This window comes from Actinoplanes sp. NPDC048988 (assembly GCF_043197815.1).
GTDB lineage: Bacteria > Actinomycetota > Actinomycetes > Mycobacteriales > Micromonosporaceae > Actinoplanes.
The window spans coordinates 578046-604330 of the sequence record NZ_JBICTW010000001.1 but is presented as its reverse complement, the minus strand read 5'-3'; the positions used below and the strand labels follow the sequence as shown (position 1 = coordinate 604330).

Here is a 26285-nt window from a genome sequence, read left to right as displayed (position 1 = left end):
CTCGTCGTCAGGCATAAGCTTCATCGTGATGGCCTACTTGGATCACGCGGCGACCACGCCGATGCTCGCCGAGGCGCTGGAGGCGTACGTCGCCGCCGCCCGCGAGGTCGGCAATCCGTCGTCCCTGCACGCGGCCGGCCGGCATGCCCGGCGGCTGGTCGAGGAGTCCCGCGAGCGCATCGCCGCGGCCCTCGGCGCCCGCCCGTCCGAGGTGGTCTTCACCAGCGGCGGCACCGAAAGCGACAACCTGGCGACCAAGGGCATCTTCTGGGCCCGCCGGGCGGCCTCGCTCAACCACAACCGCGTGGTGGCGTCCGCGGTCGAGCACCACGCCGTCATGGACGCGGTGGAGTGGCTCGGCGCGCACGAGGGCGCCCAGGTCAGCTGGCTGCCGGTCGACTCCGGCGGCCGGGTCGACCCGGCCGCCCTGGCCGCCGTCGTCGACCAGTACGCGGACGAGATCGCCGTGATCAGCGTGCAGTGGGCGAACAACGAGGTGGGTACGGTCCAGCCGGTCCACGAGCTGGCCGCGCTGGCCTCGGCCGCCGGCATCCCGTTCCACACCGACGCCGTGCAGGCCGTGGGCCAGATTCCGGTCGACTTCACGGCCAGCGGCGCGGCGGCCATGACGGTCACCGGTCACAAGGTGGGCGGACCGGTCGGGGTGGGCGCGCTGCTGCTCGGCCGCGACGTCGCCTGTACGCCGTTGCTGCACGGCGGCGGCCAGGAGCGCGACGTCCGCTCGGGCACGCTCGACACCCCGGGGGTGGTGGCCTTCGCCACGGCCGTCGAGGCGACGGTCAAGAGCCAGGCCGAGTACGCGGTACGGGTCGCCGCCCTGCGTGACGATCTGGTGGCCCGGGTCCGCGCGGCCGTGCCCGACGTCATCTGCAACGGCGTGACCGGCGACCGGCTGCCGGGCAACGCCCACTTCAGCTTCCCCGGCTGCGAGGGCGACGCGCTGTTGCTGCTGCTGGACGCGGCCGGCATCTACTGCTCGACCGGCTCCGCCTGCTCGGCCGGCGTCGCCCAGCCCAGCCACGTGCTGATCGCCATGGGCGCCGACGACGACCGGGCCCGGTCGTCGCTGCGCTTCACCCTCGGTCACACCTCGACCACGGCCGACATCGACGCGCTCGTGGCGGCGCTGCCCGGCGCGGTCGAGCGGGCCCGGCGCGCCACGGCCTGGAAGACGCCCCGCTGACGCCGGATAGGCTTGTCGCCATGCGAGTACTAGCGGCCATGTCGGGCGGAGTCGATTCCGCCGTTGCCGCCGCGCGCGCCCACGACGCCGGTCACGACGTCACCGGGGTGCACCTGGCGCTGGCGCGAAACCCACAGACCTACCGGACGGGCGCGCGGGGCTGCTGCACGCTGGAAGACTCCCGCGACGCTCGCCGGGCGGCCGACGTGATCGGCATCCCGTTCTACGTGTGGGACATGGCCGACCAGTTCCACGAGAGCGTGGTCGACGACTTCGTCGCCGAGTACGCGGCGGGCCGTACGCCCAATCCCTGCCTCCGCTGCAACGAGAAGATCAAGTTCGAGGCGGTGCTCGACCGGGCGGTCGCCCTCGGCTTCGACGCCGTGGTCACCGGCCACCACGCCCGGCTCGGCGCCGACGGCCTGCTGCGGCGCAGCGTCGACGAGGCCAAGGACCAGTCGTACGTGCTGGCCGTGCTCACCGGCGCCCAGCTCTCCCGGGCGGTCTTCCCGCTGGGCGACTCGACCAAGGCGCAGGTGCGTGACGAGGCGGCGGCCCGCGGCCTGGCCGTGGCCGACAAGCCCGACTCGCACGACATCTGCTTCATCGCCGACGGCGACACCAAGGGCTTCCTGCAGCGCAAGCTGGGCGAGGCGCCGGGCGACATCGTCGACGGCCGTACGGGTGAGAAGGTCGGCACCCACAACGGCGCGTACGCGTACACGGTCGGCCAGCGCAAGGGTCTCGACCTGCGCGTACCGGCCGCCGACGGCCGCCCGCGCTACGTCCTGTCGATCACCCCGGTGTCCAACACGGTGACCGTCGGCCCCCGCGAGGACCTCGAGGTCGACGTGGTGACGGCGACCCGCCCGATCTGGCACGGCGCCGACACCCCCGTCGAGTGCGACGTGCAGCTGCGCGCCCACGGCGAGGTGGTCCCGGCCGTGGTCACGGTCGCCGACGGCACCCTGACCGCCCGCCTCCTCACCCCGGCCCGCGGAGTGGCCGCCGGCCAGGCGATCGTCGCCTACCGCCGCGACCCGTCGGCCGGCGACATCGTCCTCGGCTCAGCCACCATCACCGCGGGCACGGCCTCGGACGCGCTGCGTCCTTCCGCGCCCTCCACCTCCGCGCCCTCCGCCACCGATCCCGGTGATCTTGAGGTGCGGGTCGCGGAGCCGGTGGCGGCCGGTGCCTCGGGGCACGGCCGTGGCTGAATTTCCGTGGCCGGCGGGGGCGGCCACCGGCATCGGGTCGCTGCCGGGGACGGACATCGTCGAGGCGCAGCGGGTCGTGTTCGGGGAACTGCCCGACCTCCCGCATCTGGCTGAGCTGCCGGCTCGCGGGCCGGGGGCCGACATGATCGGGCGCAGCGCCGGGTTCCTCGTGGAGTTGCCGGTGCAGCTCTACGCGGGCCAGTGGCAGGTGGCGCCGCGGCCGGGCAAGGACCTTCGGCGTACGGCCGATCTGCTCGAACGTGACCTGGACCAGCTCACCGAGCAGGGGGACGGGTTCACGGGCACGCTGAAACTCCAGTCGGCCGGGCCGTGGACGCTCGCGGCGAGCATCGACCGGTCGATCGGCGGCCGGCTGCTGCGCGATCCGGGCGCCGTCCGGGATCTGACCGACTCGCTGGCCGAGGGGCTGCGCAAGCACGTCGACGAGGTGCGCAAACGGCTGCCCCGGGCGAGCATCCTGCTTCAGGTGGACGAGCCGTCGCTGCCGGCCGTGCTGGCCGGGCAGGTGCCGACCGAGAGTGGACTCGGCGCCTACCGGGCGGTCGACGGGCCGGACGCGGCCACGGCCCTTCGGACGATCGTCGAAGCCGTCGGGGTGCCCGTCGTCGCGCATTGCTGTGCACCCGGCGTACCCCTCAATGTCTTGAAAGACGCGGGCAGCGCGGGCGTAGCGGTGGACCTGGCGTTGCTGAAAGACCTCGACCCGCTGGGTGAGGCGATCGAAGCGGGGATGGGCCTCTTCGCGGGCGCCGTCCCGTCGACCGGCAGCCCGGCCGCCGGTGATCCGTCGGCGGCCGGCAAGCGTACGGCCGAACGGGTCTCGACGCTGTGGAAGCGGCTCGGCTTCCCGGCCGCGCGGTTGCCGGAGCAGGTCGTCATCACCCCGGCCTGTGGACTGGCGGGGGCCACCGCGCCGTACGCGCGAGAAGCCCTGACCGCCTGCCGGGAGGCCGCGCGGAGGCTGGCCGAGACCTGATCCACGCGCGCCGGGCCACAAAAATGTCGGAGGTGGCGACTACCGTTCTCCCCAGAGGTCGAGCAAGGGGGTCACGGTGCCTGAGCAGGCGAAGTCCAAGCAGCAGGAGAGCGACGAGGCCGTCGTCGCGGGTCCTACCGCCGAGCAGGAGGCCGCCGCCGGCAAGGACCCGACGCCCGAGGCGAGCGCGCGTCACGCCGAGCTGAGCGACGAGCTCCGCGGTCATCAGTACCGCTATTACGTGCTCGACTCGCCGACCATCTCCGACGCCGAGTTCGACAAGCTGCTGCGTGAGCTCGAGGCGATCGAGGCGGAGTTCCCGGCGCTGCGTACGCCCGACTCGCCGACCCAGAACGTCGGCGGCACGTTCTCCACGCTGTTCACCCCGGTCGAGCATGCCGAGCGCATGCTCTCGCTCGACAACGTCTTCGACGACGACGAGCTCAGCGGCTGGGTCGACCGCACGGTCCGCGACGCCGGCGGGCCGGTCGAGTTCATCTGTGAGCTCAAGGTCGACGGTTTGGCGATCAATTTGACGTACGAGAAAGGCCGTCTCGTCCGTGGCGCCACCCGGGGCGACGGGCGCACCGGTGAGGACGTGACGTCAAACGTCCGCACGATCCGCGAGATCCCCGAGCGGCTGGCCGGCGACAACCCGCCCGACCTGCTCGAGGTGCGCGGCGAGATCTACTTCCCGGTCTCCGCGTTCGCCGACCTCAACGCGTCGCTGGTCGAGCAGGGCAAGGCGCCGTTCGCCAACCCGCGCAACGCGGCCGCGGGCAGCCTGCGGCAGAAAGACCCGCGGGTCACCGCCTCGCGCGGCCTGCGCATGGTCGTGCACGGCATCGGCGCCCGGGAGGGATTCGCGCCGGCGTCACAGTCACACGCGTACGAGGCCCTGAAATCCTGGGGTCTGCCGACCAGCTCCCGCTGGAAACTGGTCGACGGTCTCGACGGCATCCGCGAGTTCATCGCCTACTACGGCGAGCATCGCCACGACGTCGAGCACGAGATCGACGGCGTGGTCATCAAGTGCGACTCGGTGGCCATCCAAGGCCGCCTGGGCTCGACGTCGCGGGCGCCGCGCTGGGCGATCGCCTACAAGTACCCGCCCGAGGAGGTCACGACCAAGCTGCTCGACATCGCGGTGAACGTCGGCCGCACCGGCCGGGTCACGCCGTTCGCGGTCCTCGAGCCGGTGAAGGTGGCGGGTTCCACGGTCGCGCAGGCCACGCTGCACAACGCGCGTGAGGTCGAGCGCAAGGGCGTGCTGATCGGCGACACCATCGTGCTGCGCAAGGCCGGCGACGTGATTCCCGAGGTGCTGGGCCCGGTGGTCGACCTCCGGCCGGACGACGCGCACCCGTTCGTGATGCCGACGCACTGCCCCGCCTGCGGCACCAAGCTGGCGCCGGCGAAGGAAAGCGACATCGACATCCGGTGCCCCAACACGCGTTCCTGCCCCGCGCAGCTCCGCGAGCGCGTCTTCCACCTGGCCGGCCGGGGCGCCTTCGACATCGAGGTGCTGGGTTACAAGGCGGCGCAGGCCCTGCTCGACTCCGGCGTCATCACCGACGAGGGCGAGCTGTTCGCGCTGACCGAGGACCAGTTGCGCCAGTCCCCGTTCTTCGTCAACCAGGACGGCAGCCTCGGCACGAACGCGGTGAAGCTCCTGGAAAACCTGGAAGGCGCCAAGGACCGCCCTTTGTGGCGCGTGCTGGTCGCTCTCTCGATCCGACACGTCGGCCCAACCGCGGCCCAGGCTCTGGCCCGCCAGTTCGGCTCGATGGAGGCCATCGAGGCGATCGTGGCGGCCCCACCCGGAAGCCCCGAGGAGGCCGCCGCAGTCGAGGCCGCCACCGAGTCCACGGGCGCCGCGGTCGAGGCCGCCACCGAGTCCACGGGCGCCGCGGTCGAGGCGGCCACCGAGTCCACGGGCGCCGCAGTCGAGGCCGCCGCCGCCTCCTCCTCCAAGGTCAAGGCTGAGCCGGATGTGTTGTCCTCCGTGGACGGCGTCGGGCCGACGATCGCCGAGAGCCTTCGTGAGTGGTTCACCGTCGACTGGCATCGGGAGATCGTCCGCAAGTGGCGCGAGGCCGGCGTCCGCATGGCCGACGAGCGGGTCGACGAAGGCCCGCGACCTCTCGAGGGCATGACCGTCGTCGTGACCGGAACGCTCGCCAACTACTCCCGCGACCAGGCAACCGAGGCGGTCACCGCCCGGGGCGGAAAGGTGAGCGGCTCCGTCTCGAAAAAGACGGCCTTCGTCGTGGTCGGCGACAACCCCGGAAGCAAGTACGACAAGGCCATCTCGCTCAAGGTCCCGGTCCTCGACGAAGAGGGCTTCGCAGTCCTCCTCGCCGACGGCCCCGACGCGGCCCGGGAAGTCGCCGAGATCGGCCCCGACGAAACCTGACGCCGCTGCACTAGCCGCCGGCCCCCGCATGCGCCCGCAGGTGACCGCCAGCGGTTACTTGCGGCCGCGGGTGACTGCCGGCCCGAGCGCGGCCGCGGGTGACCGCCGGCCCGTGCGTACGGCCGCAGGTGACCGCCGGCCCCGAGCGGCCGCTGGTGGCGTCGGCCCGAGTGCGGCCGCAGGTGACCGTCGGCCCCGAATGCGGCCGCTGGTGGCGTCGGCCCGAGTGCGGCCGCAGGTGACCGTCGGCCCCGCATGCGGCCGCTGGTGGCGTCGGCCCGAGTGCGGCCGCAGGTGACCGTCGGCCCCGCATGCGGCCGCAGGTGGCCGCCGGTCGGCGATGGCTGGCGGTTGCGTTCGAGGCGGGCTGGCGGGCGGCACGTATTCAGCGCGCGGCGGGGCGTCACTCGAAGGAGGTAATTTGGGTTTAATGCACGTTTGAGGGCTTATGCCGATTTGATAACGGCAAAGCGGTTTCGCGGCGAAAAGACCATGTGGATCTATCGTGAGAACGATCGGTTGATCGACGCCATGGTGGAGGTCGCATGGACGCCGCACGCCCCCGCAACTCCACGGCGAACCGCCGCCCGCCCGAGCCCGGCCGTGCCGATTCCGGCCGTGCCGATTCCGGCCGTGCCGATTCCGGCCGTGATGAGTCCGGTCACGCCGATTCCGGCAGTGCTGGTTCCGGTTGCGCCGATCCCGGCGGCGCTGATTCGGGTCGTGCCGGTTTTGGTCGTGCTGAGTTCGGTCGTGCCGGGGGTGAGCGCGTGTCCGGCGACGGGCCGTGTTCAGGCGCGGCGCGGGCGCTCGACGGTGATGGATCGTGGCCGGAAGAGCTTCGGGCGTTCGACGGCGACGAATCGTGGCCTGAGCAGACTCTCGACGGCGACGGGTCGTGGCCGGATGGGGCGGGGGCGGTGGGCGGCGGCGGGTCGTGGCCGGATCGGGCGCGGGCTGTTGGCGGCGACGAGTCCTGGCCGGATGGGGCTCCGGTAGATGACGGTGATGGGAACTGGCTGGGGGCCGGTGGCCGGTCGCGAGGTTTCGGTGGGGCTGGGGGACGGTCGCGCGGCGGGCGGGGGAACGGGTCGGGAGGCCGTGAACGGTTGCGCGGGCCCAAGCGGCGGCGGGCCCTGATCGTCACCGGGGGGCTGGCGCTGGCGGTCGACGGGCTGCTCTGGGTTGTGAGCCGGGACGGGTTCGGGGAGTTGCCGGCCGCCTACTGGCTGATGGGGGCGTTGGCCGTGGTGGTTGACGCCCGGCCTTATGTCGTGGCCGATCGGCGGGCCAGTTCGGTGATTCTTCCGTCCATCTGCTTCACCTTCGCCATCGCCCTCGCCTGGGGGTTCGGGCCGGCGCTGGCCGTTCAGGTGGTTGCCGTCGCGGTGGCGGGCGTGCGGATGCGGCAGCCGGTGCGGCGGACTCTGCATCTGGCCGGGCAGCATGCGGTGGCGCTGGGGGCCACGGCGGCGGTGGCCGCGGCGGTCTCGTTGCGGATCGGGCCCCGGTACGACTGGGACGACGCCCTGCTGACCGTGGCGGCGGCCAGCGCGTGGATCGTGGCCCGGTACGGGCTGGCCGCCGTCGTGGCCCGTGCCGTGGCGGAGCGGCCGGCGTCGCGGGCCCGGTGGCGGCAGCGTGGGGTCGAGGTGCTGGCGACCGGGGCTCTGCTTCTTCTCGGGCCGGTGGTGCTCGCCACCGCGCAGGTCGGGCTGGCCTTCGTACCCCTGGTCCTGCTTGCCCTGCACGCCGTCCACCGGATGGTTCGCTCGGCGGGTGAGTTCGAGCGGGCCTCGCGGGTGGACGCTCTGACCGGGCTGCCCAATCGCCGTGCTCTCCAGGCTTCCGTGCTGTCGCAGGGGCGGGGGAAGCGGCTCGCGCTTCTGCTTCTCGATCTCGACCGGTTCCGTACGGTCAATGACGCCCTCGGGCACAGCGTGGGGGACCGCCTTCTCGTGGAGGTGGCGCGGCGGCTCGCGGACGTCGTACCCGCACACGATCTTGTTGTTCGGCTGGGCGGGGACGAGTTCGCCGTGCTGGCCACGCGGGTGGACGGGGCGCCGGGCGCACGCCGTATCGCGCACCATCTCGCCGAAGCCCTGAACCGGCCGTTCGCCTTCGACGGCATGCCGGTCGACGTGTCCGCCTCGATCGGGATCGCCTTGCAGCGCGAGCCGGGCGGGGACGGCGCCACCCTGCTGCGGCAGGCCGAGACCGCCATGTACGACGCGAAGCAGCGCGGGGACCAGGTCGCCGTCTACGGCCCGGACGCGGCGCACCACTCGCCCGACCGGCTCGCCCTGCTGGCCGACCTGCGGCACGCGCTGCGGGAGGACGCGCCCGACGACGGGATCACGCTGTTCTACCAGCCGCAGATCGCCATCGCGACCGGTGAGGTGGTCGGGGTCGAGGCGTTGTTGCGCTGGCGGCACCCGGAGCGCGGCCTGGTCGGCCCGGAGGAGCTGATCCGGGTCGCCGAACCCACCCCGGTGATGCGACTGTTGACCGAGCGGGTGCTGCACGACGTGATCGCCCAGCTCGCGCAGTGGCGGGACGCCGGACGGCCGATCCGGGCCGCTGTCAACGTGAGCGCCCGCGACCTGCACGCCGGCGACATCGCCGATCGGGTCGAGGACCTCTTGCGGGTGTACGCCGTACCGGCCGACCTCCTCCAGTTGGAGATCACCGAGAGCGCGCTGATGGCCGACCCGCACCGGGTGCTGAACACGATCACCCGGCTCGACCGGATGGGCATCGCCATCTCCCTGGACGACTTCGGCACCGGCTACTCCTCCCTGCAGCACCTGCGCCGCCTCCCGCTGGCCGAGGTGAAGATCGACCGCTCGTTCGTCCTGGGCATGGCCACCGACCGCGGCGACGCCGCCATCGTCCGCTCGGTCATCGACCTGGCCGAGGCCCTGGGCCTGCGCGCCGTAGCCGAGGGCGTCGAGGACGAGCGCACCTGGCGCCTCCTGGCCGAGGCCGGCTGCCACGCCGCCCAGGGCTGGTTCCACGCCCGCCCCATGCCCGCCCCCGACCTGGCCGTCTGGCTGACCCGCTACCGCCCGGTCCGCCTGCCCCGTCCCGCCCTCCCCACCACACAGTGACCGCGCCCCCGCAGCCAGCTCTTCTATACGCGGCACCCGCGACTGCTGCGAGGCGCTTCTCCCGCGCCGGCCGCGGCCGTTCGTGCGCAATGGCCGCGGGCTGAGTGTGGGCCGCTTCTCCGCGCGCAGCGCCCCACTTCCGCCGCGGGCTGTTCGTCCGCGCGCCGTGGCCCCAATGCCTATCACGAACCGCGCCCTCCGGCGCCTGCGAAAGCGGGCGCCTGTGGACAACGCCAGAACTGTGGATAACTCGCGATCCGCCCGGCCCGAGGGTGTTTGATGGGCGCAACCACTCACGCACGTCGCCGTGGTGGGGTGAGCGTTCTGGGCGCGCCAGCGCCCAGCCCGGCCCGCCGCGGCCCTCGACGGGAGTTGCGGTCCGTACGCACCACCCCGCTACGACATGGTCCTTGATCTTGGTTGAAGTTCCTGTCGGGAGTGACAAACCCGTCCCGCCAGCAGCCGGGTGACGTCGGCGAAATAGACTCCACCAGTCAGCGTCGCATTCGAGAAAGTAGGGGCAGGATGGCCGCCATCTCCCGCGAAGAGGTCGCGCATCTGGCGCGCCTGTCGCGGCTCGCCGTGACCGAGGAGGAACTGGACCGGTTCGCGGGGCAGCTCGACGTGATCCTCCAGTCCGTCGCCCGGATCGGTGACGTGGCGGCGGATGACATCCCGCCGACCTCGCACTCGGTGCCGCTGACGAATGTGTACCGCGACGACGTCCCGCAGCCGTCCCTCACCCAGGAGCAGGCGCTCTCCGGCGCGCCCGACCCCTACGAGGGCCGTTTCCGGGTGCCGCGGATCCTGGACGAGGAGGACTGACCGCCGTGACCGATCTGACCAGGATGTCGGCGGCCCAGCTGGCCAAGACGATCGCCGACAAGCAGGCTTCGGCCGTCGAGGTCGCCACCGCCCACCTCGACCGGATCGACGCGGTCGACGAGCGGGTGCACGCGTTCCTGCACGTCGACCGTGAGGGCGCGCTGGCCGCGGCCGAGCGGGTCGACCGGGGTGAGGTGACCGGGCCGCTGGCCGGCGTGCCGATCGCCGTCAAGGATGTCATCGCCACCAAGGGCGTGCCGACCACCGCCGCCTCGAAGATTCTCGAGGGCTGGCGCCCGCCGTACGACGCGACGCTCGTCGAGCGACTGCGCGCGGCCGGCACGGTGATGCTGGGCAAGACCAACATGGACGAGTTCGCGATGGGCTCGTCGACCGAGTATTCGGCGTACGGGCCCACGAACAACCCGTGGGATCTCGGGCGCATCCCGGGCGGCTCGGGTGGTGGCAGCGCGGCCGCCCTCGCCGCGTACGAGGCGCCGCTCGCCATCGGCACCGACACCGGCGGCTCGATCCGCCAGCCGGGCGCGGTCACCGGCACGGTCGGGGCCAAGCCGACGTACGGCGGCACCTCGCGCTACGGCCTCATCGCCTTCTCCTCGTCGCTCGACACGCCCGGGCCCTGCGCCCGTACGGTCGAGGACGCGGCCCTGCTCCACTCGGTGATCGCCGGGCACGACCCGCGCGACTCCACCTCGATCCCGCAGCCGGTGCCGGACGTGGTCGCCGCGGCCCGCCGTGGTGGCTCGGGTGACCTGGCCGGCGTCAAGCTGGGCCTGGTCAAGGAATTCGCCGGCGACGGCTCGGAGCCGGGCGTGCTGGCCGCCTTCCACGAGTCGCTCGAGGCCCTGGTCAAGCTGGGCGCCGAGGTCGTCGAGGTCTCCTGCCCGCACTTCCAGTACGCGCTGCCGGCCTACTACCTGATCGCCCCGAGCGAGGCCTCGTCGAACCTGGCCCGCTTCGACGGCGTCCGGTACGGCCTGCGCGTCGGCGACGACGGCAACCACTCGCTCGAGGAGGTCATGTCGCTGACCCGCGAGGCCGGCTTCGGCCCCGAGGTGAAGCGCCGGATCATCCTGGGCACGTACGCGCTGTCGTCCGGCTACTACGACGCGTACTACGGCCAGGCCCAGAAGGTCCGCACGCTGATCACCCGCGACTTCGAGTCGGCCTTCGAGAAGGTTGACGTGCTGGTCTCCCCGACCACGCCGTTCGTCGCGTTCCCGTTCGGCTCGCGCACCAGCGACCCGTACCAGATGTACCTGGCCGACCTCTTCACGATTCCGACCAACCTGTACGGCGGCCCGGCCATCTCGGTCCCGTGCGGCCTGTCCGAGGGCCTGCCGGTCGGTTTCCAGGTGATGGCGCCGACCATGGCCGACGACCGCATGTACCGCGTCGCGGCCGCCCTGGAGTCGGCGGTCGGCACCCTCACCCCGCCCGCGCTGTAGTCAGCGGCAAGTCCACCCCTATGCGGGGGTGGACTTGCCGTCCAGCCAGTTGGTGATCAGCTTGGTGAAGTCCTTTCCGGTCTGCTTGTTGACGAAGGCTATGAAGGACGCCCGGTCCTGCTGGGTGTTCTTCTGGGTCTGGACCCAGGCTCGGCCCAGGGCGAAGAACTTCGCGTCGCCGAGGGCGTCGTTGAGTTCTTTGAGCATGGCGGCCGGGCAGATGTAGACGTTGCTCTCGGCGAAGTTGGCCGCCTTGGGCGAGCCGGGCGGGCCGAGTTTCGCGCGCAGCTTGGCGTCGGACTGCCGGAGATAGGTTTCCAGCGCGGCGTCGCTGAACTTGTCGATGCTCTGCTGGTAGAGAAACTGCGTGTACGTCGCCCAGCCCTCGTTGAGCCACAGGTCGGTCCAGCTGCTCGGGGTGACCGAGTCGCCGAACCACTGGTGTGCGTACTCGTGGAGTAGATCCTCCTCGTAGGCGGCCGGGTCGAACTTCGCCGGCTTGCCGCCCATCGTGATCATCTGCTGGGTCTCCATGCCGGAGGCGGAGTCGACGATGACGATGCCGCCGGTGGGGAACGGGTACTTCCCGAAGCGCTTCTCCAGGAAGCTGATGAACTGCGGCGACTTCTTCAGCGACGGCAGCAGGCGCTCGTCGGTGCCCGGGCGGTACCAGTACGTCAGCGGCAGGCCGTTCGGGCCCTTGGCGGTGATCCGCTTGTACTTGCCGACGGCCAAGGTCTGCAGATATGACGCCATCGGGTCGGTGCTGCGGTAGCTGAACGTGGTGCCGGTCTGCCCGGCCGGGGTGCCGGCCGCGATCGCCGACCAGCCCGGCGGCACGGTCACCGCGATGTCGTACAGGGCCTTGTCGGACGGTTGATCGTTGGCCGGGTACCAGGTGAAGGCGCCGAACGGCTCCTGCATCGTCCAGAGGCCGCCCTCCTTGGTGATGGTCAGGCCGAGCGGTTCGACGTCGCTACGGTGCGACGGGATCGGCGTGGTGGCCGGCTTCCCGTGGTATCCGACGGTCAGGGTGACCGGCTCGTCGCTTTTCACGGTGGCCGGGACGACGAGCTTTTCGGCCGTCACCTTCGCGCCCTTCGCCGGTACGCCGTCCACGGTGACCTGATCCAGGGCGTACGGCTTGAAGTCGAGCTTGATCTCCGACGCGTCGGCGGTGGGGCGGATGCGCAGCGTGGCCGTGCCGGTGAGGGTCTTCGTGGTGGGTTTCCAGGCCAGCTTCAGGTCGTAGTGCAGGACGTCGAGCGCCGCCGTGCCGTGCTTGGGATAGAGCTTGTCGGCCACCGGCTTCGACGTGCCGGCCTGCCAGGCCGAGTAGTCGATCGCGGCGGCGGTGGAGGGAGCCGGGGTCGGCGGGGTGGTCGACGTGGTCGGCGAGGGGGTGGGCGTGCCGTCGCATCCGGCCAGCAGAACTGACGCGGTGAGGGCGACGACGGCGAGGGGAACGCGTCGCATGGCCCGGAACCGTACCTAAATGATCATCCGCTGTGGGGTCGGTCGTGGGTCACCCGAAATTCTGTCGGTGGGGCCCACTAGTCTTAAAGCCGTTCAGTCGCCGGTCTTCACCTGGGAGCTCACCGCATGACCACCACCGTGCTGCCCTCATACGAGGACGCCATCGCGCGTTACGAGCCGGTCATCGGCCTCGAGACCCACGTCGAGCTGGGCACGGCCACCAAGATGTTCTGCGGCTGCCGCACCGATTTCGGCGCCGAGCCCAACACCCAGGTCTGCCCCGTCTGCCTGGCCCTGCCCGGCGCGCTGCCGGTCGCCAACCGGGCCGGCATCGAGGCGACCATCCGGATCGGGCTCGCGCTCAACTGCGACATCGCCACCTGGTGCCGCATGGCGCGGAAGAACTACTTCTACCCCGACATGCCGAAGAACTTCCAGACCTCGCAGTACGACGAGCCGCTGTGCACCGACGGCTACGTCGACGTGGAGTACGAGGGCCAGAGCTACCGCATCGGCATCGAGCGTGTCCACCTCGAGGAGGACACCGGCAAGACCCTGCACGTGGGCGGCGCGACCGGCCGCATCCAGGGCGCCACCGAGTCGCTGGTCGACTACAACCGCGCCGGTATCCCGCTGGTCGAGATCGTGACCAAGCCGGTTCCGGGTCTCGGCGCGCTCGCCCCCGAGATCGCCCGGGCCTACGTGACCGAGCTGCGCGACATCATCCGCTCGCTCGGTGTCTCCGACGTGCGCATGGAGCAGGGCTCGCTGCGCTGCGACGTCAACACCTCGCTCAACAAGCCGGGCGAGGAGTGGGGCACCCGTACCGAGACGAAGAACGTCAACTCGCTGCGCTCCGTCGAGCGCGCGGTCCGTTCCGAGATCATCCGGCAGACGGCGGTCCTCGACGAGGGCGGCCGCATCGTGCAGGAGACCCGCCACTTCCACGAGGACCGCGGCGACACCAGCCCGGGCCGCTCGAAGGAGACGGCGACCGACTACCGCTACTTCCCCGAGCCCGACCTCGTGCCGATCGCGCCCGACCCGGCGTGGGTTCAGGAGCTCAAGGCGGCTCTGCCCGAGCGGCCGAGCGCCAAGCGGGCCCGGCTCAGCGAGGAGTGGGGGATCAGCGCGGTCGACATGCAGTCCGTGGCCAACGCGGGCGCGGTCGAGCTGATCGAGGAGACCATCGCCGCCGGCGCGTCCCCCGCGGGCGCCCGCAAGTGGTGGATGGGCGAGCTGGCCCGCCGCGCCAACGAGACCGGCGTCGAGCTGGCCGAGGTCGGTGCCACGCCGGCCCAGGTCGCGGCCCTGCAGAAACTGGTCGACGAGGGCAAGCTCAACGACAAGCTGGCCCGCACGGTGCTCGAGGGTGTCGTGGCCGGCGAGGGCGACCCGGCCGCGGTCATGGCCGCGCGGGGCCTCGAGGTCGTCTCCGACACGGGCGCGCTGACCGCCGCCGTCGACGAGGCCATCGCCGCCAACCCCGACATCGCCGCCAAGATCCGCGACGGCAAGGTCGCCGCGGCCGGCGCGCTGGTCGGCGCGGTCATGAAGACCACCCGCGGCCAGGCCGACGCGAAGTCCGTCCGCGAACTCATCCTGCAGCGGCTCGGCGTCTCTTAAATTCACAAGAAGTAGTACGGATCGACGAACGGCACCGAGGTCACAAGCCCGGGCGCTGCCGTCCCGGCCTCTCTGCCGCGGCTGCCGGGCTGTCCTGCAACGAAAGCAGCTCGTCACGCCGCCCGCGCTTCGCGGGCGGCGTGACGCGCGTCAGGCGCCGGGCGCCGCGGCCTGGGTGGGGTTCGGGGGCTGCGGCGGTGACGCGTTAGCGCAGTGCGTCAGGCGTCGGGGGTCGCGGCCGCGGTGGGTTCGGGGGCCATGGCGGTGAGGGCTGTGGGCGAGTGCGCCGGGTAAAGAGCCCAGCGGCGGGCCGAGCGGGTGCGGGCCAGGAAAGCCGGGATGCGGTTGGGCCGGACCGTCTGGTACCAGAGGGAGCCGGAAGCGGCGTCCTCCAGGAGGCCGTAGTACTCGTCGGCCTCGGTGGGGGTGAAGCCCTCGGGGCCGGCCTCGGACGGCGGGTTCGGGTAGACGGTGATGATCGCGCCGGGCGGCACCGCGGCGCGCACGGCGGTCAGGTCGCCGGTCGGCGGGATCAGGGCCCAGCGGCGGGCCACGCCCTCGGTGGTCTCCAGCAGGGCCAGTTCGGTGCCCGCCTGCTCGGCCAGGTCGCGGACGCTGTCCCAGAAGGCGTCGTCGGCGGGCGGTACGTCGGTGGACGTCTCGGCCCGGGACACCGGCGGCAGTGGCTGGGCGGGGACCGGCTTGGTGGTGGAGCCGATCCGGAAGGCGACGCCCGCGGTGGCGACCGCTCGGCGGATGGTTCGGCGGAGCTGCCAGACGCCGTACAGCAAGAATCCGAGACCGGCGACGCGGAAGGACTGGATGGCCGCGCTACGGCCGAGGGCGGCGGCCAGCGTGTCCAAGTCGCCCGGTACGGCCCGGTCGCGGTCGACCACTGACACCACGATCGACAGGACGAGGCACACGGCCCAGGCGCTCACCGACCAGTGCCGGAGCAGGCTCGGCTCGGCGCCGATCCGGCGGATGATCTCCAGGGTCTTCTTGCGCCACCAGAAGTACGTACCGATGTAGGCCACCATGAACATCGTGGCCAGCAGGTCGAAGACGTACGGATCCTCGAGCACCGTGGACGCCAGCCCGGAGACCTCACCGGTGCCGTCGGCCTTGATCCAGGAGCGCAGCTGAAGGTCGGTGACGACGAGGGCGAGGCTGGCCAGCGCGGTGCCCAGGATGGTGGCCAGGGTGGCGTTGGTGTGTACCTCCCAGGCGCGGGGCGGCCGGGCGGTGACAGTGTCGGACATGGTGATTCCCCGTGATCAAGAGAATGAGCGCGGGGAATCTATCAGCGCTGAGGGACCACCGGGACCACCGAGGCCGACGGGGACGGTGACTCCTCCGGCTCGGCGCCGACGACGTTGCGCTGCATCTCCACGTTGGATTCGCCGGTGCCGCCCAGCGAGATGTCGTCGTACGCCTTGAGCTGGTGTCTCTCGTCGAAGTAGAGGACCGACAGGCTCAGCGGGGTCGGCTCCTCCTTCTCCAGGCCGCGCAGGCCGGCCCCGCCCGTGGAGCCCTCGACCAGCAGGCGGGTCGTGATCGGCTGCTGGGTGGTCCCGCCGGACGAGGGCGCCGGGGACGGCGACGCGGACGCGCCGGGATCGGCCGGCGGCGCCGGCAGCAGGCTGACCTCGCGCTGATGCTTGTGGCCGGCCAGGACCAGCGGCACCACACCGGACAGCGGCGGCGCCATCGCGGGATCGTGGACCAGGGCGACGTCGACCGGCTTGCCCGAGGCCCGGATCGTGTCGGCGAGCTGGCTCCCCGAACGCAGCAGCGGGCTCTCCTGCGTACTCGCCGGATCCTGCGCCGCCGGGGTTTCGCTCTTGTCCGGGGTGAACTCCGGGTCGCCGATGCCGGCGATGGTCAGGCCGTCCACCGTGGTGATCTGGTTGTCCAGCACCACCGCGTTGTCCTGGCGCTTGACCGCGGCCTGGATGGCGGCCGAGTCGTGATTTCCGCGGACCCAGATGTACGGGACCCCGACCGACGGGATCGACGCCGCGTACCCGGTCTCGGCGCTGCTGCCCCAGTCGACCAGGTCGCCGGTGTCGACCACGGCGTCGATCTCGAAGGTCTGCACCACGGTGCGGATCAGGCCCCAGGAGGACGGGTTCAGGTGGAGGTCGGACACGTGCAGGATGCGCGTGGTGTTCGCCTCCGGCTCGTACACCGGAAGCGAGGAGACCGTCGTGTAGAGCCGGCTCACGTTGCTGACGATCTGCTGCAGCTGGTCGGCGTACTTGCCGTAGTTGTCGGCGATCCGGCGGGCGTCACCGACGACGGCCGGCGCGTTCACCAGCAGACCCTCGTACCGCGGCTCGGCGATCGAGTCGGGCCGCAGCGTGCCGGCCGCCAGTCCGAGGCTGCCGCCGGTCACCACCAGGGCGGTCAGGCCGGCCGCGGCCACCCGCCGGACGTTGCGGAAGATCAGAGCCGAGAGGATCAGAGCGGCCAGTACGGAGATACCGAGCGTCCGCACGCCGAGCTGGATCACGCCGGTGCGGACGTCGTCCACCGCCCGGTCGCCGGCCGAGGTCAGCGCGGTCGGGTCGTCGATCAGCGCCTCGGTCCGGCTCTGGTCGAGCGAGGACAGGTTGACCTTGAGGTGGATCGGGCCGTCGTGGCTGTCCAGGTGCAGCGAGCCGAGCGGCGGAAGGTCGACCTCGGTGCCGCCGAGCAGCGACGGGCTGATCGACATCTCGGCGCGGAACGGGCCGACGTTCAGGTCGGCGTGCGCGAAGAGCATCGTGCCGACGACGACACCGCCGACGCTGACCAGCGCGACCGCCGCCCCGATACGAAGCCGGCGGGTCCACCGGTTGCGGTGCACCCGCCCGGTGACCCGGGCCGTCGCCCGTGCCCATCGGTCCACTGCTGCCCACCAGCGGCGCCACGTCGCCGCCGAGGCCGTCTGCTCGGTCATCGTCGGCTCCCTGCCCCCACCCGCTTCCCGTCAAACCGTGCCATGGTCAGGTGCGACCGGCCCCACCATCGGAGAAGACCAGCCGAATGATGCGGTCGTCGTCGGTGGCCGGGGTGCCGCCGTCCTCCCGGTTCGACGTGCTCACCCAGAGCGAGCCGTCGGGGGCGGCGGCGATGGCCCGCAGCCGGCCGTACTCGCCGGTGAGCACGCCCTGCGGCACGCCGATCACGGTCCCGTTGCCGGTCACGTTGAGCAGGTAGACGCGCTGCCCGAGCAGGCAGGCGGTGGCCACGGTCTGCTCGATCACGGCCACACCGGAGCAGGACGACTCGGCGACCGGCCAGCTGAACAGCGGGTTGGTCAGCTTGGCGTCGGTGCCCGCGCCGTCCGTACCGGGCCAGCCGTAGTTCTTGCCCTTGACGATGACGTTGAGTTCGCCGGACTTTTTCTGGCCGGTCTCCGTGGCGTACATCCGCTTGGTCTTGTCCCAGGCGATGCCCTGCACGTTGTGATGGCCGGAGGACCAGACCAGGGAGGTCTTGACCGGGTTTCCGGCGGCGGGCTTGCCGGCGGTGGTCATCCGCAGGATCTTGCCGCCGAGGCTTTTCGGATTCTGGGCCAGCGTGCCCGTGCTCGTGCCGTCGCCCGTCCCCGCGTACAGGAAACCGTCGGGACCGAAGGCGAGCGCGCCACCGTTGGCGTCGGCCGAGCGCGGGATGCCGGTGAGGATCGGCTGGAGCTTGCCGCCGAGGGTGAGCTTGCCGACCCGGTTGTCCTTGGCCGTCGAGTAGTAGACGAAGACGGTCTTGTCGGTGGCGTATTTCGGCGAGACCGCGATGCCGAGCAAGCCGCCGTCGCCGGACGCCTGGACCTCGCTCAACCGTTGCCCCTCGGTGACCGTGAGGCCGTTCGCGTCGGACTCGGGCCCGACCTTGAGGATGCGGCCGGTGTCGCGCTCGGTGACCAGTGCCGTTCCGTCGGGCAGGTAAGCCATGCCCCACGGAACGTCGAGCGCCTTGGCCAGCACGGTGATCGCGACCTCCTGGCTGCCGCCGCCGGGGTCGGCGCTGCTGTCGCCGGACGGCTCGATCGCCGATGGTTTCGGCAGGTTGGGTGGTGCGCCCTGCTGGTCGGGATCGGGCGGGCCGAAGCTGCACGCCGCGGTCAGCGCGAGCACGGCGGCAAGCGCCGCGGCGACGGCCCGGCCCCGGCGGGAACGCACGATCACTCGACCTCCTCGATCTCGACGCACCCCAGGGTAGCGGCGGAACCTGAGTCAGTCGGCGTGCTTGATCTCCTGCCCGCCGGCGGCGAGCACCCGGGGCAGGTTTTCGCTGGTGACGGCGGTCAGCTTGATGACGTTGCCGTTGTCGAGCAGGGCCGAGACCTGGCCGCGGGCGTCGGGGGCGAGCTCGGCGATGCGCGGCCACGGCACCCTGGTGCTGCCGGCGAGCGCCCGGACGCGCAGCTCGTCCGCATAGACGTCGGTGCCGGCGCGCCAGGCCCAGACGAAGAACACGATGGGGATCAGCAGCACCGGGGTGAGCTCCCACCGGGCGCCGGCGAACGGGATGGCGCCGAGGAAGGCCAGACCGGCCGCGACCAGCAGGGCACCGGTCTTGCGGACACGGAGAAGGGGCTTAGAACTCACGTATCCCAGTGTCCCACCCACGTTGTCCGCCATTTCTGTCGGACCCGCGGCGCATACTCGGCGGCATGACAACGCTGCTCGCGATCGGAACGCAGAAAGGGCTGTTCCTGGCCACAAGCGACGACGACCGCCGGACCTGGCAGGTGGGTCCGGTACACTTCTCCGGCACGGCGATCTACACGATCGGCGTGGACACCAGCGGACCGCGGCCGAGGCTTCTCGCCGCCGTGGACAACTCACATTTCGGGCCGAGCATCGCGGTGAGCGAGGACTTCGGCCAGACCTGGGAGGAGCCCGACTCCGCCCCGGTCGCCTTCCCGGCCGACACCGGGGCCTCGGTCGAGCGCATCTGGCAGATCGTGCCCGGCGGTCCCGGCGTGATCTACGCGGGCTCGCAGCCGTCCGCGCTGTTCCGCTCCACCGACGGCGGGCGCTCGTTCGCGCTGGTGCGCGGCCTCTGGGACCACCCACACCGGCCGGAGTGGGGCGCCGGCTTCGGCGGCCAGGCCGTACACACGATCCTGCCCCACCCGGCCGACCCGTCGAGTCTGGTCGTCGCCATGTCGACCGGCGGCGTCTACCGCTCGTCCGACGGCGGCGACAGCTGGGCCCCGGCCAACAAGGGCATCAAGGCCTACTTCATGCCCGATCCGTGGCCCGAGTTCGGCCAGTGTGTGCACCGGGTGGCCCGGGACGCGGACGACCCCCGCCGGCTCTACGCGCAGAACCACCACGGTGTCTACCGCTCGTCCGACGGCGGCGACTCGTGGCAGTCCATCGCCGGCACGCTGCCCAGCGACTTCGGCTTCCCGATGGTCGCCCACCCCAGCCGGCCCGGCGTGATCTGGAACTTCCCGCTCACCGCCGACTCCCAGCGGCACCCCACCGAGCTGCGCTGCCGCGTCTTCCGGTCCACCGACGCCGGCGACAAGTGGGAGGAGCAGAGCAACGGCCTGCCCGGCGGGCCGTACTACCCGGTGGTGCTCCGCGACGCCATGTGCGCCGACGACGGGACCCCGGCCGGCGTCTACTTCGGCACCCGCGCCGGCGAGGTCTTCGCGTCCGGCGATGAGGGTGACTCGTGGACGACAGTGGCGGCTCACCTGCCCGACGTGCTCTCGGTGCGGGCGGTGTCGATCTGATGCCGGTCCTGCTGGTGCCGGGCGTGCTGCGCGCCGAAGCGGGCGGCGCGTCCCGGCTCGAGATCACCGCGTCGGGGTCGCTGGCGGCCGTGCTGGCCGAGGTGGACGAGCGCTGGCCCCGGCTCGCCCGCCGCATCCGCGACGAGCAGGGCGCGGTGCGTCGGTACGTCAACGTCTACGTGGACGGTGAGGACAGCCGGCGCACCGCCGGGCTCGAGACCCCGGTCGCCGAGGGGTCCGAAATCCAGGTGTTGCCGTCCGTGGCGGGAGGGAGCGGCTTCGACGTGCGCCGGTGACTTACTCGGCCGTAACCTGTTCGGGGGAAGCGTCGTTATCCGGACAGCGCCCCCGTACGACCCCCTACCCGGCGAGATTCCCAGAGGATCGTCGTTTTGGCAGTGCAGCCCCCCACCGCACGTGCCACCCGGTCGCCCCACCACCGGGTGTTGATCCTCGGTGTGCCCGCAGCGTTCGCGGCCGCGATCCTGATCGCCGGTGCGAGCGGGCTGATCCCGGCCCGGCTCGCCCTGGCGATCGCCGTCGGCGGTTACGGCCTCGTGGCCGCCGCGATCCTGGTGCGGGCCGCGCTGGCCATCCACCACACCGACGGCACGTTCGTGGCCTGCCGCGGGGCGGGCTTCGTCGGCATGGGCGGTCTCGCGACCGCCCTGACCGCCACGGTGCCCGCCTGGTCGCCGCCCGGAGCGGGGGTCTGGGCCACGATCGGGCTCGGCGTGGCCGCGGCCTGCTACTCCGTCGGCACCCTGCTGCTGCCCGGCGCCGGCCGGGGCTGGGCGCTGCACAGCCGGCGCGCCTTCGACGGGCTGGGCCTCGGCGTCAGCATCGCCTTCGCGGGCTATCTGATCCCGCCCGTCAAACAGGCCCACCCGGCGACCCTGCCGGTCACGCTGATCGCCGCCACCGGCATCGCCATCGTGCTGGTCTCGGTGCTGCGCGGTACGCCGCACCGGCGGCCCGCGATCCGGTGCGGGACCGGGGCGATCATGGTGCTGATCGGCCTCACGATCGCCGCCACACTGGTCACCATGGGTTCGGGCGACACGGTCGCCCTGGCCCTGGTCGGCCTGCCGATGGTGGCCGGCCTGGCGCTCACGGCCGACGGCGGCTCCCGCCGCGACCTGCCGCTGCCGCCGCTCGAACCCCGCAACCCCGATCAATATCTGGCGAGCTACCCGCTGCTCGCGGTGCCGGCCGGAGTCGGCGTGATCGCCGCGATCTGGCACCTGGCCGAGGTGCGCAGCTTCGACCCGACCAGCATCATCCTCGGTATCGCGATGGTGGCCGTGCTGGCGATGCGCGAGCTGCTGGTGGTCCGCGACATCCGCAAGTACGCGGGGCAGTTGCAGACCGCCGAGGCGCACTTCCGCTCACTCGTCGCCGGCGCCACCGACCTCACCCTCGTGCTCGACGAACAGCTGCGCATCCGATGGCAGTCGCCGGCCGCGTCCCGGCTGTTCGGGCTCACCGACGACGAGGTGGTCGGCAAGGCCTTCCGCGACCTGATCCACCCCGACGACGTGGCCGGGGCCCAAGAGATGATCGACTCGGTGCTGGCCGGCGAGCACGCCGACGGTCCGCCCGCGCTGGTCGCGGCCCGGCTGCGCGACGGCGCCGAGCTGTGGCGCGACACCGAGTCGACGATCTCCGACCAGCGGTCGGTGCCCGAGGTGGCGGCCCTGGTGGTGCACGTGCGCGACATCGGGGAGCGGCGTCACCTCGAACGGGCGCTGCACAAACTGTCGTACACCGACCAGCTCACCGGCCTGGCCAACCGGCGCGCGCTGATGCGCGACCTGCTGGCCTACCGGCGGCGGCCGGGCCGGCAGGGCACCCTGCTGGTGATCGACCTGCACGGGCTGGCCGACATCAACGACGCGCGCGGCCGCGAGACCGGCGACGCCGTCCTCATCGAGGTCGGCCGCCGCCTGCGGACCCTGCTCGCCGCCGAGGACGTGCCGGCCCGCCTCGGCGGCGACGAGTTCGCGGTGCTCACCACGGACGGCGCGGTACTGGCGTACGCGCTGGCCACCCGCATCGCGACCGTGCTGTCCGAGCCGCACCAGCTGCCGGGCGCGGTGGTCGAGCTGCACACCAGCATCGGCCTGGCCGAGTTGTCCGGCGGAACCGACTCCGACGAGGTGCTGCGCCACGCCGACCTGGCCCGCAAACGCGCGCGGCAACTCGGCCTGGACCGCGTCGAGTGGTACGACCCCGACGTCGAGATGAAGCTCAACCGCCGCATGGACCTGGAACGCGAGCTGCTCGGCGCGATCGAACGCCACGAGCTCGACCTGGTCTTCCAGCCGGTGGTCGGCCTCCGCGACGACCAGCCGGCCGGCGTCGAGGCCCTGCTCCGCTGGCGCCACCCCACCCTCGGCACGATCATGCCGAACGAACTGCTCCCGATCGCCCGCGCCGTCGGCATCGCCCCCGAACTCGACGAGTGGGTCCTCGACACGGCCTGCAAACACCTGTCGGCCTGGTCGACCGGCGACACGGGCTTCTGGCTGTCGGTGAACGTGTCGCCGCGCGAACTCCTGACGGCTCGCTTCCCCGACCGCGTGGCCACCACCCTGCGGCGGTACGGGATAGCCCCCGAGCGCCTGGTCGTCGAGGTGGCCGAGGACTGGATCGCCGAGGACGTGCCGGCGATCGTGGCGTCCCTGTCGGGCCTGCGCAAACTGGGCGTACGGGCGGCCCTCGACGACTTCGGCTCGGGCCAGGCGTCCCTGTCCCACCTGCGCCGCCTGCCGGTCGACATGCTCAAGCTGCACGCCTCCCTGACCAACACGGCGCCGGAGCCCACACCGGGCGGCGGCCCCGCGGTCATCGACGTCGTGGTCAGCCTCGGCCGCCGCCTCGGACTCGAAATCGTCGCCAAGGGCCTGGAGTCCCCCGACCAGATCAAACGCGCCGCCCAGGCCGGCTGCCTCTACGGCCAGGGTTTCGCCCTGGGCCACCCGGGCCCGGCCGAACGCATCGAGGCGTACCTGGAGACCCACCGAGCCTGACCGCCTTCTCTCGCCGGCGTCGTCCCTCCTCGCACGACCGCCGTCGAACCACGCCACGCCGGCCCACCTCGGCGACGCCCACTGCGGCGCCGGCCCACCTCGGCGACGTCCACCGCGGCGCCGGCCCACCTCGGCGACGGTCCGCCGCAGCGACGGTCCACCGCGCAACGGTCGTCCTTCGCGGTGCTCACGTTGGTCGCACCCACCTTTGGGGCGATCCGCGCTTTTCGAAGTGCGTCTTTGCGGCAGCTCTTCTCTTGTGGCGGCCAGTCCTTTTGCGGCTCGAGACGCCTGGAAACGGCCGCCCTTCGCGGAGTGCGTCTGCCCCCTTCGGCTGGGGCGGCCAGCGCGCCTTGACGGCTTCCTCCCCGGACGCGTGCCTGGATGGCTTCCTTCCCGGCCGCGCGCCTGGATGGCGTCGACGCCGGCCGGCACCCGCACAGGGATTGCGGCGTTGACGCGGCAGTTCCCTGGCCCGCATACCGGTGCCGGCAGGGGCCGGGGTCGAAGAGCGCATTACTTCGCGACGGCCTTTTTTGGGCGCCGCGTAAGCGGATCGGGCCCGTCGAGGCGTCCTTCCAAGTGAGGGGGCAAGAAGGAGGTGGCGTGATGGAGCGGCGTTCGTTGAGAGCAAAGAGCCCGGCGCTCCCAGGGTGGGACTGGGAGCGCCGGGCCGGTCAGTGGGCCACGTCGTTGACGCAGCGGAGGACCGGGTGCTTCGTCAGGTCGGCCGGGTTCAGGGGGACGTCCGACCGGATGGTGAAGGTGGTGGACTCACCGGGCAGGAGGGTCACCGCCGCCTGGTCGGCTTCGGCGGTGGGGTGCAGGCGGTCCGGGAACAGGGTCAGGGAGCGCAGGGTCGTGGCCGCGGTGACGGTGACCTTTGTGGACGTTCCCGTCGTCTCGACCGTGGTCGTGTGCTCGGGGGTGGGCCAGGGGATGTCCTTGTCCTCGGCGAAGAACCACCACGACCGCCGGCCGTCGATCTCGGCGACGATCAGTTCCATGGTGGGGTCGCCGGGGGTGACCACGTCGGCCGGGAGGGGCAGGGTGGTGGCGCCGTTGGTGGCGACCGTGGCGCCGAGGACGGCTGAGGCCAGGATGTCACCGGCCAGGTTGCGGCGGGTCACGGTGGCGGAGAAGGCCCAGGGGGTACGCGCGTCGTTCACCGCTACCAGGGCCGGGGCGCCCGCCGGCGGGACCACCGCGCCCGGCTCGATGTCCGGGTGGGGGCCGCCCGGCTCCAGCGGGGCGCCGGTGCGGGGCTGGAGGGTGAGCAGGCGGTCGGCGTAGGCGTCGCGAAGGGCGTACCACAACGGCTTCTTGCGGCCGTCGCCGTCGACGGCGGCCCATGAGGTCACCGGCCAGCAGTCGTTGAGCTGCCACATGATGACGCCCGAGCAGAGGGGGCGCAGGGAGCGGAAATGTTCGATGCCGAAGGCCAGGGCGCGGGCCTGGTTGAGCTGGGTGAGGTAGTGCCAGTCGTCGAAGTCGCGAGGGGTGGGCAGGTGGTTGGCGAGGCCGCGTTCCAGTTTCTTGTCGCCGTCGACGGCTTTCTGGTGATGCGCCATGCCGGGGGAGTCGTGGGCCAGCGGGTCGTCGAGCAGGGCGCGGCGCAGCGTCGAGTACGCGGGTGGGGCCTGGAAACCGAACTCGGCCACGAAGCGCGGGCGGTAGGCGGCGTACTTCGTGTAGTCGTCGGTGTTCCAGACGTCCCAGATGTGCGTGGTGCCGTACGCCGGGTCGTTCGGGTAGCGCTCCGGGGTGCCGGAGTAGGGACTGCCGGGCCAGTACGGTCGGGTCGGGTCGATCTCGGCGACGATCCGCGGCAGCAGGTCGTAGTAGTAGGCGGCGCCCCAGGAAAGGCCGTTCAGCGCGGGTTTCCAGCCCCAGTCCTCGTGGCCCCACAGGTTCTCGTTGTTGCCGGTCCACATCACGAGGCTCGGGTGCGACGCGAGCCGCAGGACGTTGTGCCGGGCCTCGGCCTCGACCTCCGAGCGGAACGGCTCCTCCTCGGGGTACGCGGCACAGGCGAACAGGAAGTCCTGGCCGACCAGGAAGCCCTGCTCGTCGGCGAGGTCGTAGAAGTCGCCCGACTCGTAGCGGCCGCCGCCCCAGACGCGCAAGTAGTTGACGTTGGCCTCGGCGGCCTGCCGGAAGCGGGCGGCCAGGCGGTCGCGCGTGACCCGGTTGTCGAAGACGTCGTCGGGGATCCAGTTCACGCCGCGCACGGCCACCGGCATGTCGTTGACGATCAGTACGAAGCCGTCGTCCGAGGTGTCGACCCGTACCGTCCGGAAACCGACCCGCCGCGACCACCGGTCGAGCTCCCGAGCCGACGGCGAGGCGGCCGAGGGCGAGTGGGCGGTGGCGGTGACTACGACGTCGAGGTCGTAGAGGGGCTGGTCGCCGTAGCCGCGGGGCCACCACAGGGCGGGGTCGTCGACGGTGAGGATCAGCAGGGCCTCGACGCCGTCCACTGTGGCTTGGGCGGTGCGGCCGGCGATCGAGGCGGTGATGGTGACCGGCTCGTCCGAGGCGCGTTCGAGGTGGACCCGCAACTCGACGCGGCCGGTCCCGCCGGCGACCGTGACCTGGGGGCGGACCTCGGCCAGCCGGGCCACCGACCAGGTGTGCAGGCCGATCGGCTGCCAGATGCCGGCCGTGACCAGGGTGGGGCCCCAGTCCCAGCCGAAGTGGCAGGCCTGCTTGCGGATGAAGTTGAACGGCTCGTCGTACGCGTTGGGGCGGCCGCCCAGCCTCTGTTGCGCCGCCTCGGCGTACGCGTAAGCGCTCGTGAATGTGACCCGCAGGGTGTTGGTGCCGTCCCGCAGCAGCGGGCCGACGTCGAAGCGGTAGCCGCGGTGCATGTTCGCGGTCTCGCCGACCGGCGAGCCGTTCAGCGTGATCGCGGCTACCGTGTCCAGGCCCTCGCAGACGAGGTCCGTGCGATCGGCGCCCGCCGCGAAGGAGAACGTGGTCGAGTAGTCCCAATCGGTTCGGCCGATCCAGGCGAGTTTCTTCTCGTTCTCGTCCAGGTACGGATCGTCGATCCGGCCGGCCGCGAGCAGATCGGTGTGCACGCAGCCGGGAACGGTCGCCGGTACGTCCGCGAGGTCACCCCCGGATACGGTCCAACCTTCGTGCAGGGACTGGTACGAGGTCACGGTTCTCCT

The 26285-nt window shown here is 71.8% G+C and carries 18 protein-coding genes; 12 read left to right on the top strand and 6 right to left on the bottom strand.

What is annotated here, in order from left to right; genetic code table 11:
* The first annotated feature begins 28 nt into the window (after positions 1-28).
* The 8 genes from ACGFJ7_RS02875 to gatA all read left to right on the top strand — a co-directional run bounded on the left by ACGFJ7_RS02875 (position 29) and on the right by gatA (position 11238).
* Entirely contained in the window at positions 29-1204 is a 1176-nt protein-coding gene (locus ACGFJ7_RS02875) for a cysteine desulfurase family protein (RefSeq protein WP_360242357.1), read from the top strand.
* A 20-nt stretch (positions 1205-1224) separates the two neighbouring features.
* Complete coding sequence (gene mnmA, locus ACGFJ7_RS02870) at positions 1225-2421, top strand: tRNA 2-thiouridine(34) synthase MnmA (protein WP_392640499.1); 1197 nt, start codon at positions 1225-1227, stop codon at positions 2419-2421.
* Positions 2414-3418, top strand: a complete 1005-nt coding sequence (locus ACGFJ7_RS02865; RefSeq protein WP_392640496.1) for a methionine synthase — start codon at positions 2414-2416, stop codon at positions 3416-3418. Before mnmA ends, ACGFJ7_RS02865 begins: the two co-directional genes overlap by 8 nt.
* A 76-nt stretch (positions 3419-3494) precedes the next feature.
* Complete coding sequence (ligA, locus tag ACGFJ7_RS02860) at positions 3495-5834, top strand: NAD-dependent DNA ligase LigA (RefSeq protein WP_392640493.1); 2340 nt, start codon at positions 3495-3497, stop codon at positions 5832-5834.
* Between the two features lie 438 nt (positions 5835-6272).
* On the top strand, positions 6273-6833 hold the full coding sequence (locus ACGFJ7_RS02855; protein WP_392640490.1) for a hypothetical protein: 561 nt from the start codon (positions 6273-6275) through the stop codon (positions 6831-6833).
* Between the two features lie 233 nt (positions 6834-7066).
* Positions 7067-8944, top strand: a complete 1878-nt coding sequence (locus tag ACGFJ7_RS02850) for a putative bifunctional diguanylate cyclase/phosphodiesterase (protein ID WP_392641281.1) — start codon at positions 7067-7069, stop codon at positions 8942-8944.
* 525 nt (positions 8945-9469) lie between these two features.
* Positions 9470-9769, top strand: a complete 300-nt coding sequence (gene gatC, locus ACGFJ7_RS02845; protein ID WP_392640488.1) for an Asp-tRNA(Asn)/Glu-tRNA(Gln) amidotransferase subunit GatC — start codon at positions 9470-9472, stop codon at positions 9767-9769.
* A 5-nt stretch (positions 9770-9774) separates the two neighbouring features.
* A complete protein-coding gene (gatA, locus tag ACGFJ7_RS02840; RefSeq protein WP_360242341.1) occupies positions 9775-11238 on the top strand; it encodes an Asp-tRNA(Asn)/Glu-tRNA(Gln) amidotransferase subunit GatA in 1464 nt (487 codons plus the stop codon).
* A gap of 18 nt (positions 11239-11256) precedes the next feature.
* On the opposite strand, the gene ACGFJ7_RS02835 is transcribed toward gatA, so the two are convergent.
* Positions 11257-12714 carry a M1 family metallopeptidase gene (locus ACGFJ7_RS02835; RefSeq protein WP_360242338.1) on the bottom strand — a complete coding sequence of 486 codons (1458 nt, stop codon included), beginning with the start codon at positions 12712-12714 and terminating at the stop codon, positions 11257-11259.
* A 126-nt stretch (positions 12715-12840) separates the two neighbouring features.
* Here ACGFJ7_RS02835 and gatB point away from each other — a divergent pair, with 126 nt between their 5' ends.
* Positions 12841-14340, top strand: coding sequence for an Asp-tRNA(Asn)/Glu-tRNA(Gln) amidotransferase subunit GatB (gatB, locus tag ACGFJ7_RS02830; RefSeq protein ID WP_360242335.1), 1500 nt, complete (start codon positions 12841-12843; stop codon positions 14338-14340).
* A 218-nt stretch (positions 14341-14558) separates the two neighbouring features.
* On the opposite strand, the gene ACGFJ7_RS02825 is transcribed toward gatB, so the two are convergent.
* The 4 genes from ACGFJ7_RS02825 to ACGFJ7_RS02810 are packed head-to-tail and all read right to left on the bottom strand — an operon-like array spanning position 14559 to position 18935.
* Complete coding sequence (locus ACGFJ7_RS02825) at positions 14559-15602, bottom strand: hypothetical protein (RefSeq protein WP_392640483.1); 1044 nt, start codon at positions 15600-15602, stop codon at positions 14559-14561.
* A gap of 41 nt (positions 15603-15643) precedes the next feature.
* The gene (locus tag ACGFJ7_RS02820; protein ID WP_392640481.1) at positions 15644-17284 is read right to left on the bottom strand and encodes a metallophosphoesterase; all 1641 of its coding nucleotides are present in this window, start codon (positions 17282-17284) and stop codon (positions 15644-15646) included.
* Between the two features lie 46 nt (positions 17285-17330).
* Positions 17331-18512 carry a PQQ-dependent sugar dehydrogenase gene (locus tag ACGFJ7_RS02815; RefSeq protein ID WP_392640478.1) on the bottom strand — a complete coding sequence of 394 codons (1182 nt, stop codon included), beginning with the start codon at positions 18510-18512 and terminating at the stop codon, positions 17331-17333.
* A gap of 48 nt (positions 18513-18560) precedes the next feature.
* Positions 18561-18935, bottom strand: coding sequence for a PH domain-containing protein (locus ACGFJ7_RS02810; protein ID WP_360242323.1), 375 nt, complete (start codon positions 18933-18935; stop codon positions 18561-18563).
* A 65-nt stretch (positions 18936-19000) separates the two neighbouring features.
* Here ACGFJ7_RS02810 and ACGFJ7_RS02805 point away from each other — a divergent pair, with 65 nt between their 5' ends.
* From ACGFJ7_RS02805 to ACGFJ7_RS02795, 3 genes are all read left to right on the top strand, one after another.
* Positions 19001-20077 (top strand): WD40/YVTN/BNR-like repeat-containing protein, encoded by a 1077-nt coding sequence (locus tag ACGFJ7_RS02805; protein ID WP_392640476.1) that lies wholly within the window; start codon positions 19001-19003, stop codon positions 20075-20077.
* A complete protein-coding gene (locus ACGFJ7_RS02800) occupies positions 20077-20373 on the top strand; it encodes a MoaD/ThiS family protein (RefSeq protein WP_392640474.1) in 297 nt (98 codons plus the stop codon). Before ACGFJ7_RS02805 ends, ACGFJ7_RS02800 begins: the two co-directional genes overlap by 1 nt.
* 102 nt (positions 20374-20475) lie before the next feature.
* Positions 20476-23109, top strand: coding sequence for an EAL domain-containing protein (locus ACGFJ7_RS02795; RefSeq protein WP_392641279.1), 2634 nt, complete (start codon positions 20476-20478; stop codon positions 23107-23109).
* Between the two features lie 677 nt (positions 23110-23786).
* Here ACGFJ7_RS02795 and ACGFJ7_RS02790 read toward each other — a convergent pair.
* Positions 23787-26276: a glycoside hydrolase family 2 protein gene (locus ACGFJ7_RS02790; protein ID WP_392640471.1), complete on the bottom strand. Its 2490-nt coding sequence runs from the start codon at positions 26274-26276 to the stop codon at positions 23787-23789.
* Between the last annotated feature and the right edge of the window lie 9 nt (positions 26277-26285).

Coding starts and splice junctions, on each gene's coding strand:
- ACGFJ7_RS02875 (WP_360242357.1), top strand. CDS start 29: ATGGCCTACTTGGATCACGCGGCGACCACGCCGATGCTCGCCGAGGCG.
- gatB (WP_360242335.1), top strand. CDS start 12,841: ATGACCACCACCGTGCTGCCCTCATACGAGGACGCCATCGCGCGTTAC.
- gatC (WP_392640488.1), top strand. CDS start 9,470: ATGGCCGCCATCTCCCGCGAAGAGGTCGCGCATCTGGCGCGCCTGTCG.
- ACGFJ7_RS02805 (WP_392640476.1), top strand. CDS start 19,001: ATGACAACGCTGCTCGCGATCGGAACGCAGAAAGGGCTGTTCCTGGCC.
- ACGFJ7_RS02800 (WP_392640474.1), top strand. CDS start 20,077: ATGCCGGTCCTGCTGGTGCCGGGCGTGCTGCGCGCCGAAGCGGGCGGC.
- ACGFJ7_RS02820 (WP_392640481.1), bottom strand. CDS start 17,284: ATGACCGAGCAGACGGCCTCGGCGGCGACGTGGCGCCGCTGGTGGGCA.
- ACGFJ7_RS02835 (WP_360242338.1), bottom strand. CDS start 12,714: ATGCGACGCGTTCCCCTCGCCGTCGTCGCCCTCACCGCGTCAGTTCTG.
- ACGFJ7_RS02825 (WP_392640483.1), bottom strand. CDS start 15,602: ATGTCCGACACTGTCACCGCCCGGCCGCCCCGCGCCTGGGAGGTACAC.
- ACGFJ7_RS02850 (WP_392641281.1), top strand. CDS start 7,067: ATGGGGGCGTTGGCCGTGGTGGTTGACGCCCGGCCTTATGTCGTGGCC.
- mnmA (WP_392640499.1), top strand. CDS start 1,225: ATGCGAGTACTAGCGGCCATGTCGGGCGGAGTCGATTCCGCCGTTGCC.